Raw genomic sequence first — 23,133 nt, forward strand, 5'->3', positions numbered from 1 at the left:
AAGGGCCACTTGCCATCACTCCCGTTCCAGCAGATACCAGGCCACTGTTCGGTCCCCTTCGGTGCTCGGTCGACGCCACTGCAAACGAAATGCTGATCCGAAGCGCGCGGCCACTTCTCCATCCAGCAATCCAAGTGACTCTCCCTCCACATTGACCGCCCGATCAAATCCGTAGACCAGATAGTACCCGCCCGACACCATGTGACCGGCCAGGGATGCCATGTAACCATCCCGAACCGCCGAGGGCAGACTGTGGAAACAGCCAATATCCAAAACGAAGTTGGCCTGCAGATTGAGAAAGCTGAGATCTGCAACATCCCCCAGGCAATACAACGTGGGTAGACCTTCAGATAGCGATTTCTGTCGGGCTTCCTGTAGCGCCAGCCAGGCCACGTCGACACCAACGGTCAAGAAACCTCGTCGCGCCAGGAAATTGGCATTTGTACCGGTGCCGCAGCCCATATCCAGGGCAATCCCCGAGGATGGGAGATACCCACTATCGACTATTTCGTGTAATTCAGGGGGCACAATCCCGCCGTCCCACGGAGTCTCCCGCTTATGATAACGCAGATTCCACCAGGCTGGTGATCCACTGCGGGGAATCATATTGTTTGCCACTCGCCGATTCTCACTAACCAGTTCGCTCTCCACGGACATAGGGGATTCCCAGGGCGGCCGGGGCACCCAAGCGCTTGCTGATATTTTCGTACACCGTGACGATTGTCAGCACGACGATGGTGAAGATATATGGCAACATGGCAAGAAAGGGTGCAGGAATGGTTGTACCCATTGCCTGAAGACGAAACTGAATGGCGTTGATTCCGCCGAAGAGCAAGGCGCCCAGGAACGCCCGGAAGGGATCCCAGGTAGCAAAGATGACCAGGGCGATCGCAATCCAGCCGCGCCCTCCGGTCAGGTTTTCAGTCCAACCTGGTGTATAAGCCAGGCTGAGATGCGCACCACCCATACCCGCCAGAACACCGCCCAAGATCGTATAGATGTAGCGGGTACGGTACACGCTTATCCCAAGAGCATCAGCTGTAGCTGGATTTTCGCCAACGGCCCTCAAATGAAGCCCTGGTCTCGTTTTGTAAAGCCAATAGGAGGACAAAGGTACCAGCAGAAACATCATATAGACCAGTAGATCCTGGTTGAAGAGGGCATTACCAACCACCGGGAGGTCGGACAGAAAAGGAATCGGCACTTTCACGAAGCGAGGACCCACCAGGCCAACCAGTGGTTTTCCCTCCGGACCCAATTTCTGACCCAAAAAGCTCGCCAGGCCGACGCCAAAGATGGTTAGCGTCAAACCCGATACTACCTGATCAGCTCGCAGGGATATGGTCAATACAGCATGAATGAGTGCCATAAGACCGCCAACTGTCATGGCAGCGAGTACACCCAGCCAGGCATTATCGGTATGATAGGATACCGCAAAACCAATTACGGCTCCCATTATCATCATACCTTCGACACCCAGATTCAGGATACCTGAACGCTCGGCGAAGATCTCACCGATCGACGCATAGACCAGGGAGGTACCAGCTTGAATTGCAACGACCAGGAAGGAGACCAGAAAAACTGCATCCATTATGAGTTCACCTGCTGGTAATACTGAAGACGTTCAACGATAAGGTCAGGATCAAACACCTGCCTCTGCCTGGGCATCTACCTGGGAGGAGCCATGGGTCCAGCGAATGCGATACTGCTTGAAAAAAGCACCGCCAAGGACAAAAAACAGAATGGTCCCCTGTAGCACGCCTGCTACAGCCGCAGGAAGGCCCATCGTGATCTGGATCTGATCACCGCCGACGAACAGAGCAGCAAGCAGAAACGCCACAATCAGCACGCCAAAGGGATTCAGCCCCGCCAGCCAGGCCACAATGATGGCCGTATAACCATCACCCACCACGATTCCCTGCTGGAGCCGATGGGATATACCGGCCACCTGGCTGAGGCCCGCCAGGCCCGCCAGGCCACCACTGAGTATCATGACCAGAAGGAAATTGCGTAAGAGATTGATGCCTGCATAGCGGGCTGCGTTGGGGTTCTCGCCGATAACGCGGATTTCGTAGCCCCATCGGGTGCGACCGAGCACGATCCAGATGAAAACAGCAGCCAGGATAGCGATCAGGAGGCCCCAATGCATACGGCCTGTATTGACAGTTTCAGCCAGGCCGGGAAACGAGTCCTTGAAGCGGGGCAAATAAGCTGCCTCAGGAAAAGGTGCCGTGCCCGGAAAGCCGAAGCCCTGGGGGTCTTTCCACGGTCCGAAATAGAGATACTGGATCCAGAGGATAGCCACATAGTTGAGCATCAGCGTCGTGATGATTTCATTTACCCCCCAGAAACCCTTTAGCGCCGCGGGGATCAATCCCCACATGGCGCCAGCAGCAAAGGCTGCGACAAACATGGCCGGTAATAGAAGCCAGGCGGAGATATCCGGAACCACGCCGGGCAAAAAGAGTGCGACACCGGCAGCGGCAAAGGCCCCCATAGCCAACTGACCCTCGGCGCCAATATTCCAGAACAACATGCGGAAGGCAATGGACACCGCCAGACCGGTGAGCATCAGTGGAATTGCCCGTACAAGTGTTTCACTGATCGCGTAAGTACTTCCAAGCGCGCCCTCTGCCATGGCCTTGTAGGTTTCCAGAGGATTGACGCCAACCAGGGCCAGCAAAACAGCGCCGGCCAACAGACCCAACACAACCGATACGATCGGCACTACGATGTTGGCCGTGCGGGAAGGCTCCATTCGCCGTTCCAATTTTAGGGCCATTGGCCTATTCTCCTACAATATGCTTCGATCACCATTTGCAATTTGCAATTCGCAATTCACCAATTCACAATCGGCCATTAGATGCCTTCCCCGGCCATCATCAAGCCCAGTTCCTCCCGATTGGCATCTTCGGCAGGCATGATACCCATGAACCGGCCTTCGAACATCACGGCAATTCGGTCGCAGATCGACAGCAATTCATCAAGATCCTCTGAGATGAGCAAGATGGCAGCTCCCCTGGCGCGTTCATCCAGCAAGGTCATCTGCACACTCTCGGTCGCGCCCACATCCAGTCCCCGCGTCGGGTGAACGGCCACAAGCAACCCGCTACTGGCGGTTATCTCGCGGGCCAGAATGCACTTTTGCAGATTGCCCCCGGATAACAATCGCACCGGCTGTTCTGCGCTGGGAGTCGCGATTTGAAATGCGTCGATCAAACGATCGACAAATAGCCCGATCGAGGTCCGATCGAGAAAAGGTCCCCGGGACAGGGGTGAATTGCGATAATCCTTCAAAATGAGGTTATCGCTAACGGACAGATTACCCACCAGCCCGACGCCCAGGCGGTCACCTGGAACATGGCTCAAACCGGTGTTGATGATCTGGAAAGGGGTGAAGTTGGTCACATCGTCCAGTTCACCACCCCGGCCTCCTGGCCGCACCAGAACCTGGCCGCCGGTAGCTTTGCGCAATCCAGTAAGCACCTCCGCCAATTCGCGCTGACCATTGCCGGACACTCCGGCAATGCCCACGATCTCGCCGGCATGCATTTCCAGCGAGACTCCATTGAGAGCCTGCAGTCCCTTGTCGTTCTGGGCCTGCAAATCGCGTGCGGCGAAGAGAACTTCTTGCCTGACTTCTTCAGTGACATCCTCCTCGTAAGGCGGTTTTTCAATATGGAACAACACGCTTCGGCCGACCATCAGTCGAGCCAATTCGGCCTTATCCACCTCCGCCGTGTCCACCGTGGCTTCTACCACACCGCCTCGAAGCACCGTCACCCGGTCGGCGAAACGAGTTACCTCATCGAGCTTGTGGGAGATAAAAACGACTGCCTTGTTGCCAGCATGGTCCATGGTGGCCGGTTCTGCTACCATGCGACGCAGGGTATATCCCAATTCTTCCGATTCCTGCGGCGTAAGCACAGCCGTTGGCTCATCCAGAATGAGCACATCGGCATTCCGGTAGAGCATTTTAAGAATCTCCACCCTCTGTTGTTCGCCAACGCTCAGCTGCCAGATGTAGGCATTTGGATCTACCTCAAGACCATAGTGTTTGCTAAGGTCCCGAATCTCCTGAGCGGTTCCTTCAGGATCAAGACGAAAGAGGGGGTCCTTCAAGCCAAGGATGATGTTTTCGGCAACTGTCTGGGTTTGAACGAGTTTGAAGTGCTGATGCACCATGCCCACACCCAGAGCAATCGCATCCTTGGGTGATCGCAGGTCAACCCGCTGACCATGAAGCCATACTTCGCCGGCATCCGGCCGGTATAACCCGGTCAGAATATTCATCAGCGTGGACTTTCCCGCACCATTCTCGCCCAGCAAGGCGTGAATCTCACCGGCTCTTATTTCCAGGTCAACGGAGTCGTTGGCAAGCACGCCGGGGAACTGTTTGCTAATGCCCAGCATCTGCACGGCAGGGGGAATCGTAGTCATAGGCATCCTGCACCGTGTCGAGGAAAAGTTGTGCTACCGGGAATCTCTCCCGGCAGCACAAGACGGAAGTACAAAAAAGCAGGGGCGAGGTACTCCCGCCCCTACTCGTCTCACTGGCAATTACTGCGGTATATCGCCGATAACGCCCTCGACCAACCAGTCGAAGCTCAGCTTCTCCCCGTCGGTCATACTGGCGCCGGCGGCCACCCGCTCACTGCCCTGGTTGTCGTTGATTGGGCCTTCAAACACGTCGAAGTCACCGGAGAGGATTCGCTTCTGCTCCGCCTCGACAAGTGCCTTCACATCCTCCGGCACAAAGTCGGCGATAGGTGCCAGACTCATCAGGCCTTCCTTCAGCCCCCACCACACCGGTTCGCTGGTCCAACTGCCGTCGGCCACATCCTGGACCACCTGCATGTAATAGGTATCCCAGTGCCAGATCGGTGCGGTCAGAAAGGCGTCAGCCGCTTGATCCCGTGTGGCATCGGCATTGTATCCGACAACATAGATACCCTTTTCCTGGGCCAGCTTATCCGCCTCGGTTGAGTCGCTCTCGCGGGCGATAACATCGATGCCCAGATCGGCCAAAGCCTCAGCTGCCTCTCGCTCCTTGGGGGGATTCACCCAGTCGAAGATCCAGATGGGATTCACCTCAGCATCGGGGTTGACAGAACGTGCACCAAGGGCAAAGGCATTCATATTGCGCACAACCTCAGGGATGGGGTAGGGCGCGATGTAACCCAGCTTATTGCTTTCAGTCGTGCTTCCAGCCACAATGCCCGCCAGGTACCAACCCTGGTAACCTCGTCCGTCGTAAATCCCGACGTTGTCGGCGGTCTTGTATCCGGTAGCATGCTCAAAGACGGTATCCGGATACTCCCCGGCCACCTCGATCACTGAGTCCATGTATCCAAAGCTGGTGGCAAAGACGATGTCGTAGCCCTTTTCAGCAAAGTCGCGAATGACGCGTGCAGCATCGGGTCCTTCACCGACCAGTTCGGCGTAGGCAGTTTCGACACCCATGGCTTCAATGGCCTGACGTCCCTGGTCGTGGGCGTAGGTCCAACCGAAGTCATTGACAGGTCCAACATATACAAAGGCGGCGCTGGGCAGCTCGCCCGTTGCGCCGGCATCCATCATGCCTTTCGGTGCATCCTGACCCTCCAGGGCCGCACCGTCGCCGGGCGCCTCACCCCTTACACCATCCAGGAAAAAGTCCATGCCCAACATCTCGCCGTCGGTCATGCACTTGCCCTCGGGCAATACTTCAACCCCATTGGCGGCCACCAGCGGTCCACAGAACACGTCCATGCTGCCATCGACGATCGCCTGTTCCTTCTCCGCCACCAGCACCTTCACCTCGTCCGGCACCAACGGGCTCATCTCCGCCAGGGCGACCACGTTGTCATCCAGGCCTCCCCAGTACTGCTCAGACCCATCGTACGTGCCAGCCGCAAACTGCTCGGCTATCTCCACATACTTCGGCCCCCAGTTCCACACAGGACTGGTCAACACCGTGTCTCCCACAAATTCCGCCATATCACTGTCGTAGCCTATGCTGTACACGCCACGATTCTTGGCTGCCTTCTGCGGCTCCGTCGTATCCTGATGCTGGGCTATCACATCAGCACCCTGATCCAACAACGCCTCCGCCGCTTCCTTCTCCTCCGGCGGCCCAAACCACGTGTTCGTCCACACCACCCGTACCTCGGCGTCCGGATTCGCTTCCTTCACTCCCAACGTGAAGGCGTTGATCCCCCGAACCACCTCCGGTATCGGAAAGGCTGCCACGAAGCCGATCACGTCGCTCTCCGTCATGCTGCCTGCTACCAACCCACTCAAATACCGCGGCTGGTACATCCGTCCAAACACCGTACTCGAATTCGGTGCCGTCTTGAACCCCGATATGTGTACAAACTGCTTCTCCGGATACTCCCCAGCCACTGCTATCGTCGGATCCATGTACCCGAACGATGTCGTGAAAACCAGGTCATACCCCTTCTCCGCAAAATCGCGTATCACTCGCTCCGCATCCGGCCCCTCTGGAACACTCTCGATGAAGGCTGTCTCTATCCCCAACTCCTCCTCCATCATCAATCGCCCCAGATCATGGGCATACGTCCACCCCAAATCACCTATCGGCGCCACATACACAAACGCTGCCGATAGATCGAGCGCTGGCATTGCAACAGCACCTGCAGGTGCATCCTGACCCTCCAGGGCCGCACCGTCGCCGGGCGCCTCACCCCTTACACCATCCAGGAAAAAGTCCATGCCCAACATCTCGCCGTCGGTCATGCACTTGCCCTCGGGCAATACTTCAACCCCATTGGCGGCCACCAGCGGTCCACAGAACACGTCCATGCTGCCATCGACGATCGCCTGTTCCTTCTCCGCCACCAGCACCTTCACCTCGTCCGGCACCAACGGGCTCATCTCCGCCAGGGCGACCACGTTGTCATCCAGGCCTCCCCAGTACTGCTCAGACCCATCGTACGTGCCAGCCGCAAACTGCTCGGCTATCTCCACATACTTCGGCCCCCAGTTCCACACAGGACTGGTCAACACCGTGTCTCCCACAAATTCCGCCATATCACTGTCGTAGCCTATGCTGTACACGCCACGATTCTTGGCTGCCTTCTGCGGCTCCGTCGTATCCTGATGCTGGGCTATCACATCAGCACCCTGATCCAACAACGCCTCCGCCGCTTCCTTCTCCTCCGGCGGCCCAAACCACGTGTTCGTCCACACCACCCGTACCTCGGCGTCCGGATTCGCTTCCTTCACTCCCAACGTGAAGGCGTTGATCCCCCGAACCACCTCCGGTATCGGAAAGGCTGCCACGAAGCCGATCACGTCGCTCTCCGTCATGCTGCCTGCTACCAACCCACTCAAATACCGCGGCTGGTACATCCGTCCAAACACCGTACTCGAATTCGGTGCCGTCTTGAACCCCGATATGTGTACAAACTGCTTCTCCGGATACTCCCCAGCCACTGCTATCGTCGGATCCATGTACCCGAACGATGTCGTGAAAACCAGGTCATACCCCTTCTCCGCAAAATCGCGTATCACTCGCTCCGCATCCGGCCCCTCTGGAACACTCTCGATGAAGGCTGTCTCTATCCCCAACTCCTCCTCCATCATCAATCGCCCCAGATCATGGGCATATGTCCATCCCAAATCACCTATCGGCGCCACATACACAAACGCTGCCGATAGATCTTTATCGGCAGCACCGGGTTCTGGTTCTGTTGGTTCAGCAGGTTCTTCAGCAGTGGGGGGTTCAGTGGGGGCGGGTGCCTCATCTCTGGGGCTTGAGGTGCCACAGGCGGAAACCGCCAGGGCAATCAGCAGAAGCGCCACAAGAATCGTCGAAAAACGGACCTTCGATCGCATATCTCTCCTCCTCAGAAGTGCAGTTGATGCAAAGAGGTCGCTGTAACCAGTTTGTGCTGGCCACATGCAACGCAAACCGACGCTTTCGATACCTTTGATTTGCCGTGCTACGGCACAACAAAAGTACTATACCGTACGTGGAAGATGCTGTCAATGTTGAGTGATCCCGAAGGCCACGCGAGAGATCATTTGCTCCGGCGAATTTATGGACGGGCCAGACGTTCGGTGGTACAATCCAACAACCATGCAACTTGCAGACAGAATTCAAATCGCTCGTGGCGAAAAGCCGGCCGACCTGATCCTGCGGAACGCTCGGCTCGTCAACGTATTCTCAGGCCAAATTGAACTCACCGATATTGCCATAGGGGACAACCTGATCCTGGGTGTGGGCCTCGATTACGAAGCCAAACAGGCTATCGATCTGGATGGCTCTTTCGTGGCACCAGGGCTCATCGATGCCCATGTGCACATCGAGAGTTCCATGACTACCATTCCCTGGTTTGCCCGCGCTGTCTTGCCCCGTGGCACGACCACAGTGGTCACCGATCCCCACGAAATTGCCAACGTGCATGGCATGGCGGGCATCCAATACATGCTTGATGCCGCTCGAAATACCCCTTTGAGTATTTTGACCAACGTACCATCCTGTGTGCCAGCTACTGCAATGGAAACAGCCGGCGCTGTGCTGGAAGCGCCGGATATCCTGCCCTTGCTCGAGAACCCAGAGGTGCTTGGATTAGCCGAGGTGATGAACTATCCCGGCGTTCTGAGCGGGGACCCCGCCGTGCTGGCAAAAATCGAAGGTTTTGGAGGTAGCGTGATCGATGGTCACTGCCCGGGCCTTCTTGGCAGGAACCTCAACGCCTACGTGGCTGCTGGAATCGGCTCCGACCACGAGTGCACCACCGTCGAGGAGGCAGCACTCAAATTGAGCCGGGGGATGTATATCCTGATTCGAGAAGCAACCAACGCCCACAATCTCGAAACCCTGTTACCTCTGGTCGATGAGCGAAATAGCAGGCGCTGCTGCTTTTGCACCGATGATCGCCAGCCGACCGACCTTCTGGATCAGGGCGGTATCGACTACATGGTCCGCAGCGCTATCGAATATGGACTGAATCCGATCACCGCCATTCAGATGGCAACATTGAACGCCAGTGAATGGTTCCGCCTGTGGGATCGTGGCGCCGTGGCGCCGGGACGCAGAGCTGATCTGATTGTCTTCGACGACCTGAAAGCTCCTGAAGCGCGGATGGTCTTTTCCGCTGGCAGCCTGGTCGCCCGCGATGGAGCCATGGTGATCGATCAGCCATCAACGCAGGCCACCAGCCTTCCTCGGGGCATGGCTATTGCCTGGGACAGGGTAGATTTCTCCATACCTGCCACCGGCAGCCACGCCCGGGTCATCGGAACCATCGCAGATCAACTGGTTACAGAGCACCTGATCATGGAGATCAAGCGGGATCAGGGTTACGCCGTGGCCGATGTGGAACGAGACATACTGAAGATAGCTGTGATCGAACGCCACCATGGAACTGGAAACGTTGGCAAGGGCTTCATCAAAAATCTGGGACTGAAGCGAGGCGCTTTGGCATCTTCCGTTGCCCATGATCACCATAATCTGGTTGTGGTCGGTGCAGACGATACCAGCATGATGACAGCCGCCAGGATGGTCGCGGCCATGGGCGGTGGATTGGCCGTGGCTGAAGGAGAGAAGGTCGTCAGCCATCTGGCCCTGCCCGTTGCCGGGCTGATGGCAGATCAGCCCATCGAACTCGTGCGACAGGATTTCGACAAGGTTTTGCAGGCCGCGCACCACCTGGGCTCAACCCTGCACGACCCCTTCATGGCTATGAGTTTCATGGCACTTGAAGTGATTCCCCACCTGAAGCTCACCGACATGGGGCCGGTGGATGTGGACACCTTTGAGTTGGTTCCCCTGTTCGTAGACTGATTTTTTTTTGTTTCATTCGCAACCGGTGTTGCCGACCGGTCGTGGCGCCACGAATTCAACGTTGTCGAACTCCATAGCCTGCAACAGGATTTTGAGTTGCCGTTGAGCGTTTTCTTCGGCCTTGGCAAGAATCCCCCCATTACAGGCGGCCTCCAGAAGGCGTCGTTCAGCAACCCGCCTCACTTCTGTCTCCAAATGGGGATCACCTTTGGTCAAAAAGCCCTGTTGTCGATCGTAAACGTAGCTTTTTTCGTTGTCCAGGCGATGAGTCAGGATACGGCTGGCTGGCAACTGCACGGTGATTTCCAGACGGTCGTCACTGATTCTTATGTCCTGGGCAGTCAGTTCGGCCAGGTCCACACCGGCGATAACCTGTCCGTGGGCGATCAGAAGAAGCCGATCCCCAAGAAGCAGATCAAGCAGTGTGTTTTCCTGACCAACCCCGCCCTCGATGACTTTCTCGACCGTGTAACTGGCCGTTTCCAGGCGTCCCAGGTCCTGAATCTGCATGATCACTTCCCCCGTGCGATCGGAGCGAACTACCAGTTCGCCGCCATTCAGCAGGTCCTGTAGAAGATTGGAAGCCTGGTTCGCGCTGCCCACGGTGGCAACAGTGAAAAAACCGCACGCCAGTGCAGGAATCAGCACCAGGGCCAGCAAAACCCAGGGCAAAACCGAGCCGCGCTTCTGAGGCGGTGGTTGGGGATCTGACTGATCGCCGGAAGGCAGGTAGGTATTTTCGGTCACAATATTGAATCCTTTTGGCAAACTGTTGCATCTTCGTGGACTCAAGTATACTGCAACACAGATGTTCTTCCAAGATTCCAACCAATCCAAATCGTCACTCCCGCCGCAGACGCGGGAGTGACGATTCTACGGTGACACAAACGTGACACGGCCATTTGCCCTCCCCCATCAGTCATGTTATGCTCACATCGCCCATTGCCGGCGAGCGTTGATCTCATCATGAACCTGATTACCCTGGAAAATATCCGTCATCAATACAGCGAACGCCTGTTGCTGGATAACATCAACCTGCTGATCAACCGGGGGGATCGTATCGGCTTGATCGGTGTCAACGGCAGCGGAAAGACAACTCTGCTACGCATCATCGCCGGACTGGAGTCGCCGGATAGGGGAACCGTCACCGCGTGGGGCGGCGTTCGCATTCGCTACTTGCCTCAGGAACCCAGGCTTGACGACAACCTTGGCATCCTGGAGTCGCTCTTCCAGAGTGACGCGCCCCGTATGAGATTGCTCCGCGATTTTCAGGCAATGAACCTGGCGCTGGAGGAGAGGCCTGAGGATCCAGAACTGCACCGGAGGCTGCTTGCCGTGAATGCGGAGATGGACCGCTCCGATGGATGGAAGGCTGAAGCGGACGCCAAGGCTATCCTGACCCGTCTGGGCGTAGGTAGTTTTTCCAGCCAAATTGGAACGCTAAGCGGTGGCCAGCACAAGCGTGTGGCCCTGGCGCGCGCATTGCTTGACCCGGGCGACCTGTTGATCCTGGACGAGCCGACAAACCACATCGATGCCGATACCATCGATTGGTTGGAACAACATCTTCTCTCCCTGAACAGTGCCCTGCTCATGGTGACCCACGATCGTTATTTTCTGGACCGGATCGTCAATCGCATCGTGGAACTGGACCGCCGTCAGTTGATCAGCTATCCAGGCAACTATACCCGCTACCTGGAACAGCGAGAGGCCCGGCACCGTCGCCTGGCGGAGAGCGAAGAAAACCGGCGACGATTGTTAAGGCAGGAATTGGCGTGGTTGCACCGCAGTCCCATGGCCCGCAGCGGCAAGCAGAAGGCCCGCAAACAACGGCTGGATGAGCTCCAGAAAATACATCATGATGGCGGGCAGGGACGAGTGTCAATGATTCTCGCCAGCCGACGTCTGGGGAAAAAGGTGCTTTCGGCCCGAGGTCTGAAAAAATCCTATGGCGACCACACTGTGATCAACGGACTGGACTTTGAGTTGGAACCGGGCGACCGGATCGGGATCATCGGGCCCAACGGCGCTGGAAAGAGCACCTTCCTGGACATTCTGGCCGGTACTCGCAAACCGGACAGCGGTGAGCTGGATTGGGGAAAGACAGTCCAGCTGGGCTACTACGACCAGCGCAATCTAGACCTGGACGAATCCATGCGTGTCATCGACTTTGTCCAGGAACAGGCGTCGCTTATCCTCACGGACAACGGACAGCGGGTGGAGGCAGCGCAAATGCTGGAGTGGTTTCTCTTTCCCAGGCCACAGCAGTGGGCAAGAATCGCTGCTCTGAGTGGTGGGGAACGGCGCCGGCTATACCTGCTTCGAACACTGATTCACCAACCAAATGTCCTGTTGCTGGACGAGCCGAGCAATGATCTTGACATCCAGACCTTGACCGTTTTGGAGGAATTCCTGGATCACTTCAAGGGTTGTCTGATCGTCGCAAGCCATGACCGCTACTTCCTGGATCGAACAGTGGACTATCTGGTCAACTTCGAAGCAGGCGGGAGGGTCAGCGGGCGCTACCCGACCCCCTTCAGCCTCTACCGCCAGATGCGAGAAGAAAATATCCGGCAAACCCAGGAAAGGGCCCACGGCCGTGCGTCCGGATCAGTATCTACGACAAGAGATGCAAGGGCGCACACTGGCGCACCCCGACCTCAAAAACTGAGCTGGAAAGAAGAACGAGAGTTGGAAGCGCTCGAGGTCAGTATCGAGGAAATGGAAGGGGAAAAAGAAACGCTCCAGTCCCAGATCAATGCCAGTGGCGACGATTACGCTCGCCTGCAGACACTGGCTGAGCGTTTGCAGGAAATCGATGCCAAACTGGACCGTGCCATGGAGCGCTGGCTGGAGCTGTCCGAATTGACAGCGTAAGTATAGGACAGCTACAGGCTGGTGGTCCAACCACGGAACATACGTTCTTTTGATTTGACAGAAACCGCATCCTGCGCTATACTTCTGGCAACGATACAGTCGCAGCGGTCTGCACCATTCACGCACGAAAACCTGGGAAGACACGCACGAAAAAGGCCGTTGCGGATCCCCTCTTTGGGCGGTTTCCGCAACTCTTCACTGCCCACCTGCTACGCTTCCCCGGTAACCTGTTGCATTTCGGTCATTCCGCCACACTGGCGATTCCCTGATATTCTGTATTTCCCGGCATTGCTTGGGACAAGGAGGCACCTGTGGTATACAGCAAAACAACGATCGTAGGACACTTGGGGCGCGATCCCGAATTGAGGTACACGCCCAGCGGCGCAGCCGTTTGCAGCTTCACCGTTGCTACCAACCGCCGATGGACCGGACAGGACGGTGAGCAACAGGAAAAGACCACGTGGTTCCGGGTGACCGCCTGGCGCAAGCTGGCCGAACTGTGCAACCAGTATCTGTCCAAGGGCCGGCTGGTGCTTGTCGAGGGCGACATCGAGGCTTCTGCCTGGACCTCGCAGGATGGCGAGGCGCGCGCAAGCCTGGAACTGACGGCCCGAAACGTCCGGTTCCTCGGCGGGCGTGACATGGTAGGCCAGGTTCCCGGTCAAATGGCCGGTGATCAGGAGGCGCCCACCATAGACGAAGAAGAGATCCCCTTCTAAAACGACACCAGGTTTACCTCCTGGCTGACGTACACAAGGTCGGATTATCATTGCCTCTTTGGTCGCCAATGTTCGATCATCGGAACATGGATGCTGATCGTTGGCATTGATGAATTTTGGCATTGTTGTGAAAACGCCTTGTTTTTGCTTGACGGCGCGCGCCAGTTGTGGTAATATCGAGACATAACATTGGAAGAATGTCACCGTTTACCTGTCGGGGCAGGAGTACACTTATGAACTGTAACATGCGCCGTTTGGCCGTCATCCTCGCGCTGCTTCTCATCATCGCTTCATTGCTTGCGGCGTGCCAGCGGGATCGACCGGAGGTGGAGGAGGAAGGATGGACGGTTTCCCCTCTGCCGGAAACGACCAATACACCGATCGTCGAAAAAGGAACACCGTTGCCGGAAACGGTCGTAACAACAGTGTCCGTCGACGGCAGTCAGCCGGTGGTTGAGCCTGTGACAGGTCTCGAATCCGAGATCACGCCGGTGGTCAACACCCCCATCCCTCTGCCAACCAATACGCCCGTGGGCGCGGTTGGTACTATCATCGATAGTGGGCCAACATTCGAGTATCTGGTGCAGGGAGGGGATACGCTTTTCTCCATTGCCCTGGCCCAGGACACAGATATCGAGACCATTCGCCGACTCAACAACTTAGCAGATCACACAATTCACAGCGGCCAGGTTCTGATTGTGCCCGGGTTGGGTAACTCAGGCGATTCCTCAGGGCAGGCCGGTGCGGGGGCTGAGGTCTTCGTCTACACTGTGGCTTCCGGAGACACATTGAGTAGCATCGCCGAGCAGTTCGCCGTGGATTGGCGAGATGTTGCATCCGCCAACGACATTGGCGGTCCTAATTTCACGATCTTCCGTGGACAGAACCTGGAGATCCCGGGTGTTGTGCCGACAGCAATCCCGCGATCTGCCTTGAACCTCCACGTGGTGCTGCCCGGAGAATCCTTGTACGCCATCGCTATTCAATATGGCGTCACATTGCAGGATCTGATGGCGGCCAACCAGATCACTAATCCTGACTTGATCCAGCGAGGCCAGGAGATCATCATCCCTGATTGATGCGGGTCCGGCAGGCAGGTTCGAAACCTAACTGGAAAAGAGACGTCGTCGAAAGGCGGCGTTCTTTTTTCGTTGCATGGATTTACTGACAGGAGGTTGTCAGCGCCATGCCAGCGTGCTGTCTAGAATGGGATGCGCAAGTGTGGTATCATATGGGTAATGATGCGGTTGGCACCAGGCCTGCTGCAGAGCTAAGCTAATCGAAAGGGAAAGGTAATCATGGGTTCGTTAATAACGGTAATCACGGCTGCTGTTCTGTTGGGAGGTCTGTTGGCCGTTCTCATAGCGGTAGTTGGCAGCCGAAATGGGAACATGAACCTGGGAGCGGCCATTATCGCCGGCATCCTCGTGGCGGTGCTTGTCTTTGGCCTGGCTGCGATTTTGGACTCTTTCACTCAGGTGGAAGCAGGATCGGTGGCAGTGGTCAAACAATTCGGTGAGGTTGTGGATGTCTTCAAGCCCGGGTTGAACTGGAAACTCCCCTTTATCCAGGATACGGTCACCTACCGTACCCAGGAGATCATCTACGAAACCAGTGAAGATCCGAGTTCGTCAAGAGCCGACTACACCGATTATGAGGTTGACACGGCCACTTCTGACGGACAGCAGATCCTCGCCAGGTACACGGTGCGCTTCCGCATTGACCCGAATCAGGCTGCCCAGATCATCCGGAACCTGGGTACCGAATCCGAGCTGGTTGAGAAGGTGATCAAGGCTGACAGCCGCGTCCGAGTCCGCAACATTCTCAAACAATACCCCGCAAGGGACCTGTACTCTGGCAATGTCGAGCGTGCAGAAGAGGCCATCGGCGAGCGGCTGAAGGGAAATTTCGCCGCGGAGGGCATCGAGCTTGTGTTTTTCGGCCTACGGTCCATTCAGTTCACAGACGAATATAAGAACGCGGTCGAACTGAAGCAGATCGAGGCTGAGAACATTGTAACCAAGGAGAACCTGGCCAAACAGGCCGAGTTCGAGAAGGATCGAACCATCACCCAAGCCCAGGGTGAGGCAGAACGCCAAAAGCTGGAGCGAATCGGTATTGCCCAGGGTGAAGCCGAGTCGATCAAGGTCAAGGCTGAGGCCGATGCCGGGGCCACGCTTATCAAAGCCCAGGCCCAGGCGGAAGCCAATCGTCTCATTGCCGAAAGCCTGACTGGGGAGGTGATAAACTGGCAGGCGATCCTGGGCTGGAACGGGCAATTCCCCCTGGTCACAGGTGGCGGCGACTATATCCTTCCAGGCGATCTATTCAATCTTTCGACACCGTTGGCTCTGCCAACACCCCTGCCACCTCCGGTCCAGTAGGCAACGGGATCAACCCGGGACCTGGAAAACCAATAGCCCCAAGTGCCTGACTGAGCACTCGGGGCTATTTTGCCGTCAAGGGAATTTGACTTATGCTGCGATAGCCACTGAGCTACCGTTGCTGCTGCCGATGCCTATTAACAGAAGGTCGATTACCTGCTCCAGGCGGTCACCCAGCTCAAAGTTGAAATCCTCCTGGCACCAGAGCACAAGTTGTTGGTAATACAAGCCCTCCAGCATTTGAGCGACCAATTCCGGGTCGATCGCTGGATGGAATTCACCGGTGCGTTGTCCCCGGCTGATGAGGATGGCTACCAGGCCCTGAAAGCTGAAGCGTCCACTTCCTGTTGAGGGCGCCAAATGCGCAATCTTCATCGCCTTGTTAACAGCCAATTTGACCAGGTCCTTGTCCTCTTCCAGGCTGTCGGCCAATGCCCGCATGAGGAACTTGAGCGCAGCTACCATGCTGCGTTCCTGTGAAAGCGAGGCTCCTGAGCCATTAGCCAGGGCCGCGCCCAGTCGCGACATATGTCGTTCCCCGATGTAAAGCAGGACATCTTCCTTCGAGGGGAAATAGTTGAAGAATGTGCCTTTGGCCACGCCGGCTGCCTGGGTGATATCCTCTACCCGTGTTTCCTCAAAGCCTTGACGACGGAAAAGATCCATCGCCACACTATACAGCATCTCTTTGCGCTGTCGCTTTTTTGTCTGTCGTTTACCAAGGGGCTTGTTCATGGTACGCTGCCATCATCCCTATGAAAAACCAGTTCAATAACTAATGTTAACCGAATATGTTAACCAACTTGCTATCCAAATAGACGCAAGCAGGGTAAAAAGGACGCGCTCGTTTGAAAAACCGCCCGCAATCGGGTTGAGGCATCAACAATCCGCCACGCAATCCACGGTCAATGGACCCACGGGCTACAGTGCGATGTGGCGGACGTTGCTGATCGATTGGGATATGGAGCCACTGGGGTATGGTGGAATCAGCGATTGGTAGTGGCTCAACCCCAGTATAGCACAGAGAGGAATGGCAGGCAAGAGTGAATTTTGGTGATTCGTCAAAAAACGAAGCTGTGCATGAAAAACGAGAGTGTCCCATTGACACTCTCGTCGTTTTGGATTTCTATTTTGTGGTCAGGAATCGCGCCTGACAGGCAAAACCATGGCTCTTGCTCTTACCCGCGAGCAGCGGCGTATTTCCCTGTAACCGCGTCCCAGTTGACGACGTTCCACCAGGAGCTCACGTAATCAGGACGGCGATTCTGGTAGTTCAGGTAGTAAGCATGTTCCCATACATCGATGCCCAGAATAGGGATGTCTCCCTGCATGAAGGGGCTATCCTGGTTGGGCGTGCTGTATGCGTCCAGGCTACCATCGGGCTTGACAACCAGCCAGGCCCAACCGCTACCAAAGCGGGTGCCAGCAGCAGCACTGAACCTGGCCTGGAATTCGGCGAAACTGCCGAAGGCGTCATCGATGGCAGCAGCCAATTGGCCACTGGGAGCGCCACCAGCATTGGGGCCCATAATTTCCCAGAAGAGGCTATGGTTCACATACCCACCGCCGTTGTTGCGCACTGCGGTGCGGATATCCTCGGGAAGGTCGTCCAGCTGCGCCAGCAACGAGGGGACGGGCAGATTCTCGAATTTGCTGCCCTCGATAGCGGCATTCAACTTGTTGGTATAGCCGGCGTGATGCTTGTCGTGGTGAATCTCCATGGTCCTGGCGTCGATGTAAGGCTCCAGGGCATCGAAAGCATAGGGAAGCGCGGGAAGTTCGTGTGCCATTTTGACAGCTCCTTGTTTGTCTTAACTAATGGTTTCCAATTGATGCTGCCCTCAATTATACCAGGTTTTGCTAAGTTGTCAAACTTAAGATAGTTTATAAACTTTTATGTTTGCAAACTATCATAGATTCACTGGGATCGAGGCGTGTTACAGTTCGAAACTCTGGCCGCGTTCAGGAAACTCGATGTCGCGATAACCCTCTTTATAGAGCATGCCGCTCAGGGCATAGCCAGCATCTTGCTCGCCGTGAACCAGGAAGATATTCTGAAGCCGATCCTTGTCTATGTTACTCACCCACGCTATCAGTTCATCGCTATCGGCATGGGCGCTGTACCCATCGATCTTCTCCACTTTGGCGCGGACATCGTATTCCTCGCCGAAGATACGCACTCGCGGATGGCCGTCAAGGATACGGCGCCCCAGGGTATGCTCTGCCTGGAAACCGGAGAAAAGTATGGTGTTATCCGCATCCTCTATGTTGTTTTTCAGATGGTGGAGAATCCGACCTGCTTCACACATGCCAGAGGCACTGATGATAACGGCTGAATCGCGCAGGAAGTTGAGTTTTTTCGAGTCTCCCACATGGCGTACATAGGTTAATTGCTCAAAACCGAACGGGTCCCGATGGCGATCGTTCAGCATAAACTCCTGGATCTTCGGGTTGTAATATTCGGGATGGAGCCGGAAGGTCTCGGTGACATTGACTGCCAGAGGGCTATCCACGTAGATATCGATTTTTGGAATCTTCTGGGTATCGGAAAGCAGGTGGAGGGCAAAAACCAATTGTTGTGTGCGCCCCACGGCAAATGCAGGCACAATGACCTTGCCCCGCCGTTTGTAGGTCTTTGAGATCACCCGCCTGAGAATGGCCATTGCCTCACTCTTACTCTCATGCTGACGATTGCCATAGGTCGATTCCATGATCAGGAAGTCGGCTTCGTTGATGATCTGAGGTTCTCTCAGGATAATAGACTTTGGCCGTCCTAAGTCACCGGAAAAGACCAGCCGTCGCGTGGTTCCGTTTTCGGTGATATCGAGTACCGTGATGGCGGATCCCAGTATGTGTCCGGCGTCGAGAAAATGGGCAGTCACTCCTGGAACGACAGGAAACTGGCGCTCATAACCGAGTGAAAAAAAACTTTTCAGGGAATTTAAGGCGTCCTGGCGCGTATAGAGCGGCTCGACGGGCGGTTCGCCTTTTCGGGCGCGTTTGCGGTTCACATACTCGATGTCCTTTTCCTGGATGTAGCCACTATCCAGGAGCATAGATGCGCAGAGGTCCCGCGTTGCAGAGGTGCACCAGACCGGGCCTGTGTAGCCTAACTTGATCAGATTTGGCAGATTGCCTGAATGGTCAATGTGGGCATGAGAAAGGATGACGGCATCAATAGATTCTGGTTCGAAGGGAAAGTTCAAGTTTCTTTCGTAGGTAAGACTTCGTCGACCCTGGAACAGGCCGCAATCGAGAAGAATACGCTGGCCGTTGACCTCCAGCAAGTGCATGGAGCCGGTGACTGTTCGGGCTGCGCCCCAAAAAGTAAGTTGCATGAGTACCCTTCCAGAAACGAATCTTTGTCTTCGATTACGCAGAGGCGATGATGTCAAGAATTTCAGCGCCATATTCCTGGAGCTTCCACGGGCCCAGGATTTCGGAATTTGCCAACTCATCCATCGTCGCGGGGCAGAGGCGTGCGATTGTCATGAGCGTATCGTTGGTAAAAACGATATCGGAATCCACCCCTCGTTGTTGGGCCCGTTTCTTGCGCCAGCCCCGCAACGCCTCGTAACGGCTCAACGCTTCAGGAGTTGGGCGATCTTTGTTGTTTGTGCGGCGACGAGGTTGCTCCGGAAAAGGGGCCCTTTGGCCTCGCTCTACCGCTTGCACGATACCCTTGCCGTGCCTTCGCAGCTGCTGCGCACTGAGGCCATGCGTATCCCGAAGCTGATTCATGTTGGCGGGTTGATTCTGGCTAATAGTCAGCAGAACCCGTTGGTTCAGCACTTTGAATGGGGGACGATCCAGCTGCTGCGCCCGCTGTTCGCGGTAGAGGAATACCTCTTTCAAAATCGCTCGCTCTCGATGAGAAAGCTCTCTTGCGCCATTGATCTTCCAGAAGGCATCGGGGTTGAAGGGTTTTTCGGACCATTCCAGGCCAGGTAGGCGCTCAAAGGTTTCCAGAGCCTCCTCCCAACGACCTATTGCCCGAAGTTCCTGTTCCTGCTCATTGCGAAGGGATAATAAGTAATGGGTATCCAACTGGGCATAGGCCAGAAGGTCTGCCGGAATCGGGCGGCGACCCCAATTGGCGCGCTGCAACCGCTTGTTGGTCTTGATGCCGTAGCGCTCTTGCAGGATTGCTGCCAGGCTTGCTCGAGGCCATCCCAGGATTCGCGCTGCCATCATGGTATCAAAGATATTGGCGAACTCGAAATCGAAGTCTCGCTTCAATCCCAGGATGTCGTTTTCGGCGGCATGAAATATCTTTTGGTACTGAGGAGAGCTGAACAGCTCATTCAGTGGCAGTATATCGACCGCCAGTGGGTCTATCAGATAGTCCGCACCTGGGAAAGAGACCTGGATAAGGCAGATTTGATGGTAATAAGCGTACAAGCTGTTGGATTCGGTGTCCACGCTCAAGATGGGCGCACGCCTGGCAACAGCCATAAAGGAGTGCAGGTCATTTTCGTTTGTCACCAGGATGGGCGTGCCGAGGGTGTCCCGGTGATCCCCAGTGCGTTTGACGCCAGTCTTACTCATGGGCGAGGCAATGTTGTAGTTCGCTGAACCGAATGCGGACAGAATTGTATCTTCGACGCAGCCCCATCTGCGAACGTGAAGTAATGAGTCATTCCGCTGGAAGTCAGCACATAGTTCGTGATGACAATGGGGATAATCGGAAGAACACGGCTATTATGCCTGTGATTTTCGGAGATGTCAATTAGTCGTTCCCTCGTTTGACTCCTGTGTGGGTCTTGCGCTATAATCCGCAAGCTGTTCGGGCGTCACCAGGTGGCGCTCATGGCTCATGAGTGATGTCGATTCTGGTTTATTTCATAGCGTTATTCACTACGCCTCAAGGAGCCTCTGACTTGCGTCCCAAAGCAGCGGCTTCTTTTTGTTTAACAACTGTCCATTTTCCTGTTTTGCCAATTACCTTTATCGACTGGTGATGGCAATAGCAGGATTCGCCGGCGTATCCAGCCAAATGAGCTGGACGCTATAATCTCTTTCAGGGAGGTATGAAGCAAGTCCTATGTATCAAATGGGCCTAACTCAGTTTGAGCTCATCGCCGTCTGGGTCGTGTTCGGCATCGCCATTATTGGGCTCCTCTATGCTTTGTTCCTGCGCAGGCAGGTACTGGCAGAACCCAAGGGCACAGCCGAAATGATGGAGGTCTGGAATGCGATCCGCACTGGTGCGGATGCTTATCTCAGCCGCCAGCTGCGATCGATCATTCCCTTTATCGCTTTACTCACTATTGCGCTGTTCCTCAGTGTCTACATTGTCCCGCCCAGCCACGAAGCTATGGAGCGGTTCAAGGCAATGTCAGATGACCAGATTCGTCTGATTGTTGGCTTTGGGCGCGCCGGTGCCTTTGTCATGGGTGCGTTGTTTAGTTTGACGGTGGGACAGATCGGTATGCGCATGGCTGTTCAGGCGAATGTGCGCGTGGCCCAGGCTGCGCGTGTTGGCTTCGCCGGCGCTCTCAAGGTCGGATACCGCGCAGGCACCATCACAGGCATGTTGACCGATGGCCTTGGCCTGCTCGGAGGTACCTTGATCTTCATCATCTTTGGTGTTGCCTCACCCGACGTTCTGCTGGGTTTCGGTTTTGGCGGTACACTGATCGCTCTCTTCATGCGTGTAGGTGGTGGTATCTATACCAAGGCTGCTGATGTCGGCGCCGACCTGGTGGGCAAGGTTGAGCAAGATCTGCCCGAAGATGATCCTCGCAACGCTGCCGTCATCGCTGACCTGGTTGGCGACAACGTTGGCGACTGCGCTGGTATGGCGGCTGATATCTTCGAGAGCTACGAAGTAACCATTGTTTCCGCCCTGATTCTGGGCCTGGCTTTGCGAGCCCTCACCGGCCATAATGCCTGGATGATCTATCCACTATTGGTTCGAGGCGTCGGGGTTTTGGCATCCATTGTTGGCACTTATATGGTGCGAACGGAACCGGGAAAACCGGGCGACGCCATGGGAGCAATCTTCAAGGGATTTCTCACCTCTGCGGCCATATCAGTTGTCCTGTTCGGCATCATCGCCTTCCTGTATTTGGACACAGTGCCTGGCGGTTGGTGGCGGCCTTTCCTGGCAACCGCTGTCGGTGTTGCTTTGGCAATTGCCATTGACCGTGTCACTGAATACTTTACCGGGACCCATGGCGCCCCTGTGCAGGAGGTCTATAATTCTACCGACACCGGTTCAGCTACCACGATTCTTTCTGGCCTCAGCCTGGGAATGGAAGCTACGGTGTGGGCTACTCTGACTATCGCAGCGGCGATCGCTGCTTCCATCATCCTCTACTCGGGCGTTGGCCAGAATCCGGCTGAGCAGTTCGTATTTGTGCTCTATGGTGTGGCTTTGACGGGCATCGGCATGCTGACACTGACAGGCAACAACGTCGCAATGGACTCCTTCGGTCCCATTGCCGACAACGCCAATGGCATCGGCGAAATGGCCGGCCTTGAGGATGATGCCCGCCAGATCATGGCAGATCTCGATGCGGTTGGCAACACGACCAAAGCGATCACCAAGGGAATCGCGATTGGTTCCGCAGTCATCGCAGCCGTTGCGCTGTTCGGCGCCTTCATCACCGATGTCGGCCGGATCGATCCGACGGCCCTTCTTCATGGGATTCGCGTTTCCGATCCAAAGGTCTTCGTCGGGTTGCTGATCGGTGGTTCAGTACCATGGCTCTTCTCCTCCCTTTCGATCAAGGCAGTCACCCGGGCAGCCAGCCAGATCGTGCAGGAAGTTCGCCGTCAATTCCAGATCCCCGGGATTTTGGAAGGCACGGTCAAGCCGGACTATGAGCGGCCAGTTGCCATTACCACTTTGGCTGCCCAGAAAGAACTTGCCCCGTTGGCCTGGCTGGCGGTCGGCACGCCAATCCTGGTCGGTCTGGCGCTCAACGTGGAGGCCCTTGGTGGCTTCCTGGCAGGTGTGATCCTTTCCGGTCAGTTGCTGGCGGTCTTTATGTCCGATGCTGGCGGCGCCTGGGATAATGCCAAAAAACTTATCGAGGACGAGCCTACCGATCCAGCCAACGATCTGGGCAAGGGCTCGGAGCGGCACAAGGCCAGCGTGGTCGGCGACACGGTTGGTGACCCGCTGAAAGACACCGCAGGTCCCGCGCTTAACCCGATGATCAAGGTGATCAACCTGGTTAGCTTGATCATTGCACCCATCGTGGTGGCGCAGGAGGGCTTCAGTCTTGGCAGTGCTTTGGTTGTCATCGCTCTGCTGGTGTCTATTGTTTTGGCCATTCGCACCAGCAAGAGAGAGGTTGAACCAATGACCTAACGACGCCATTCGGGCGTGATAGGATGCAAAAGGCTGGGT

The 23,133-nt window shown here is 55.9% G+C and carries 16 protein-coding genes; 6 read left to right on the plus strand and 10 right to left on the minus strand.

What is annotated here, in order from left to right; all coding sequences use genetic code 11:
• Positions 1–15: 15 nt before the first annotated feature.
• From U9R25_04940 to U9R25_04960, 5 genes are all read right to left on the minus strand, one after another.
• A complete protein-coding gene (locus U9R25_04940) occupies positions 16–657 on the minus strand; it encodes a class I SAM-dependent methyltransferase (protein ID MEA3335233.1) in 642 nt (213 codons plus the stop codon).
• Positions 632–1,591, minus strand: coding sequence for an ABC transporter permease (locus tag U9R25_04945; protein ID MEA3335234.1), 960 nt, complete (start codon positions 1,589–1,591; stop codon positions 632–634). Before U9R25_04945 ends, U9R25_04940 begins: the two co-directional genes overlap by 26 nt.
• A gap of 51 nt (positions 1,592–1,642) precedes the next feature.
• Positions 1,643–2,782: an ABC transporter permease gene (locus U9R25_04950; GenBank protein ID MEA3335235.1), complete on the minus strand. Its 1,140-nt coding sequence runs from the start codon at positions 2,780–2,782 to the stop codon at positions 1,643–1,645.
• A 77-nt stretch (positions 2,783–2,859) separates the two neighbouring features.
• Positions 2,860–4,440: an ABC transporter ATP-binding protein gene (locus U9R25_04955; protein ID MEA3335236.1), complete on the minus strand. Its 1,581-nt coding sequence runs from the start codon at positions 4,438–4,440 to the stop codon at positions 2,860–2,862.
• Between the two features lie 120 nt (positions 4,441–4,560).
• A complete protein-coding gene (locus U9R25_04960; protein ID MEA3335237.1) occupies positions 4,561–7,839 on the minus strand; it encodes a BMP family ABC transporter substrate-binding protein in 3,279 nt (1,092 codons plus the stop codon).
• Positions 7,840–8,083: 244 nt separating this feature from the next.
• On the opposite strand from U9R25_04960, the gene ade reads away from it, so the two are divergent.
• The gene (ade, locus tag U9R25_04965; protein ID MEA3335238.1) at positions 8,084–9,793 is read left to right on the plus strand and encodes an adenine deaminase; all 1,710 of its coding nucleotides are present in this window, start codon (positions 8,084–8,086) and stop codon (positions 9,791–9,793) included.
• Between the two features lie 12 nt (positions 9,794–9,805).
• Here ade and U9R25_04970 read toward each other — a convergent pair whose 3' ends face one another.
• On the minus strand, positions 9,806–10,540 hold the full coding sequence (locus tag U9R25_04970; protein ID MEA3335239.1) for a DUF4230 domain-containing protein: 735 nt from the start codon (positions 10,538–10,540) through the stop codon (positions 9,806–9,808).
• A gap of 219 nt (positions 10,541–10,759) precedes the next feature.
• Between U9R25_04970 and U9R25_04975 the strand changes: the two genes are divergently transcribed.
• The 4 genes from U9R25_04975 (at position 10,760) to U9R25_04990 (ending at position 15,773) form a co-directional block, all read left to right on the plus strand.
• Positions 10,760–12,670 (plus strand): ABC-F family ATP-binding cassette domain-containing protein, encoded by a 1,911-nt coding sequence (locus tag U9R25_04975; GenBank protein MEA3335240.1) that lies wholly within the window; start codon positions 10,760–10,762, stop codon positions 12,668–12,670.
• A gap of 311 nt (positions 12,671–12,981) precedes the next feature.
• Positions 12,982–13,389, plus strand: coding sequence for a single-stranded DNA-binding protein (ssb, locus tag U9R25_04980; protein ID MEA3335241.1), 408 nt, complete (start codon positions 12,982–12,984; stop codon positions 13,387–13,389).
• A 233-nt stretch (positions 13,390–13,622) separates the two neighbouring features.
• Positions 13,623–14,468 carry a LysM peptidoglycan-binding domain-containing protein gene (locus U9R25_04985; GenBank protein MEA3335242.1) on the plus strand — a complete coding sequence of 282 codons (846 nt, stop codon included), beginning with the start codon at positions 13,623–13,625 and terminating at the stop codon, positions 14,466–14,468.
• A 219-nt stretch (positions 14,469–14,687) separates the two neighbouring features.
• Positions 14,688–15,773: an SPFH domain-containing protein gene (locus tag U9R25_04990; GenBank protein MEA3335243.1), complete on the plus strand. Its 1,086-nt coding sequence runs from the start codon at positions 14,688–14,690 to the stop codon at positions 15,771–15,773.
• Positions 15,774–15,863: 90 nt separating this feature from the next.
• Here the strand turns inward: U9R25_04990 and U9R25_04995 are convergent, their stop codons facing one another.
• The 4 genes from U9R25_04995 to U9R25_05010 form a co-directional block, all read right to left on the minus strand.
• Positions 15,864–16,508: a TetR/AcrR family transcriptional regulator gene (locus U9R25_04995; protein MEA3335244.1), complete on the minus strand. Its 645-nt coding sequence runs from the start codon at positions 16,506–16,508 to the stop codon at positions 15,864–15,866.
• A gap of 443 nt (positions 16,509–16,951) precedes the next feature.
• Positions 16,952–17,563 carry a superoxide dismutase gene (locus U9R25_05000; GenBank protein ID MEA3335245.1) on the minus strand — a complete coding sequence of 204 codons (612 nt, stop codon included), beginning with the start codon at positions 17,561–17,563 and terminating at the stop codon, positions 16,952–16,954.
• A gap of 147 nt (positions 17,564–17,710) precedes the next feature.
• Positions 17,711–19,111, minus strand: a complete 1,401-nt coding sequence (locus U9R25_05005) for an MBL fold metallo-hydrolase (GenBank protein MEA3335246.1) — start codon at positions 19,109–19,111, stop codon at positions 17,711–17,713.
• Between the two features lie 34 nt (positions 19,112–19,145).
• Positions 19,146–20,321 (minus strand): HRDC domain-containing protein, encoded by a 1,176-nt coding sequence (locus tag U9R25_05010; protein ID MEA3335247.1) that lies wholly within the window; start codon positions 20,319–20,321, stop codon positions 19,146–19,148.
• A gap of 496 nt (positions 20,322–20,817) precedes the next feature.
• On the opposite strand from U9R25_05010, the gene U9R25_05015 reads away from it, so the two are divergent.
• Entirely contained in the window at positions 20,818–23,094 is a 2,277-nt protein-coding gene (locus U9R25_05015) for a sodium-translocating pyrophosphatase (GenBank protein MEA3335248.1), read from the plus strand.
• Positions 23,095–23,133: the final 39 nt, after the last annotated feature.

The organism is Chloroflexota bacterium (assembly GCA_034717495.1).
GTDB lineage: Bacteria > Chloroflexota > Anaerolineae > JAAEKA01 > JAAEKA01 > JAYELL01.

Excerpts from the sequence above, each read along its gene's own strand:
- U9R25_04940 (MEA3335233.1), bottom strand. The coding sequence starts at position 657 with ATGTCCGTGGAGAGCGAACTGGTTAGTGAGAATCGGCGAGTGGCAAAC.
- U9R25_04945 (MEA3335234.1), bottom strand. The coding sequence starts at position 1,591 with ATGGATGCAGTTTTTCTGGTCTCCTTCCTGGTCGTTGCAATTCAAGCT.
- U9R25_04950 (MEA3335235.1), bottom strand. The coding sequence starts at position 2,782 with ATGGCCCTAAAATTGGAACGGCGAATGGAGCCTTCCCGCACGGCCAAC.
- U9R25_04955 (MEA3335236.1), bottom strand. The coding sequence starts at position 4,440 with ATGACTACGATTCCCCCTGCCGTGCAGATGCTGGGCATTAGCAAACAG.
- U9R25_04960 (MEA3335237.1), bottom strand. The coding sequence starts at position 7,839 with ATGCGATCGAAGGTCCGTTTTTCGACGATTCTTGTGGCGCTTCTGCTG.
- ade (MEA3335238.1), top strand. The coding sequence starts at position 8,084 with ATGCAACTTGCAGACAGAATTCAAATCGCTCGTGGCGAAAAGCCGGCC.
- U9R25_04975 (MEA3335240.1), top strand. The coding sequence starts at position 10,760 with ATGAACCTGATTACCCTGGAAAATATCCGTCATCAATACAGCGAACGC.
- U9R25_04985 (MEA3335242.1), top strand. The coding sequence starts at position 13,623 with ATGAACTGTAACATGCGCCGTTTGGCCGTCATCCTCGCGCTGCTTCTC.
- U9R25_04990 (MEA3335243.1), top strand. The coding sequence starts at position 14,688 with ATGGGTTCGTTAATAACGGTAATCACGGCTGCTGTTCTGTTGGGAGGT.
- U9R25_04995 (MEA3335244.1), bottom strand. The coding sequence starts at position 16,508 with ATGAACAAGCCCCTTGGTAAACGACAGACAAAAAAGCGACAGCGCAAA.
- U9R25_05000 (MEA3335245.1), bottom strand. The coding sequence starts at position 17,563 with ATGGCACACGAACTTCCCGCGCTTCCCTATGCTTTCGATGCCCTGGAG.
- U9R25_05005 (MEA3335246.1), bottom strand. The coding sequence starts at position 19,111 with ATGCAACTTACTTTTTGGGGCGCAGCCCGAACAGTCACCGGCTCCATG.
- U9R25_05010 (MEA3335247.1), bottom strand. The coding sequence starts at position 20,321 with ATGAGTAAGACTGGCGTCAAACGCACTGGGGATCACCGGGACACCCTC.
- U9R25_05015 (MEA3335248.1), top strand. The coding sequence starts at position 20,818 with ATGTATCAAATGGGCCTAACTCAGTTTGAGCTCATCGCCGTCTGGGTC.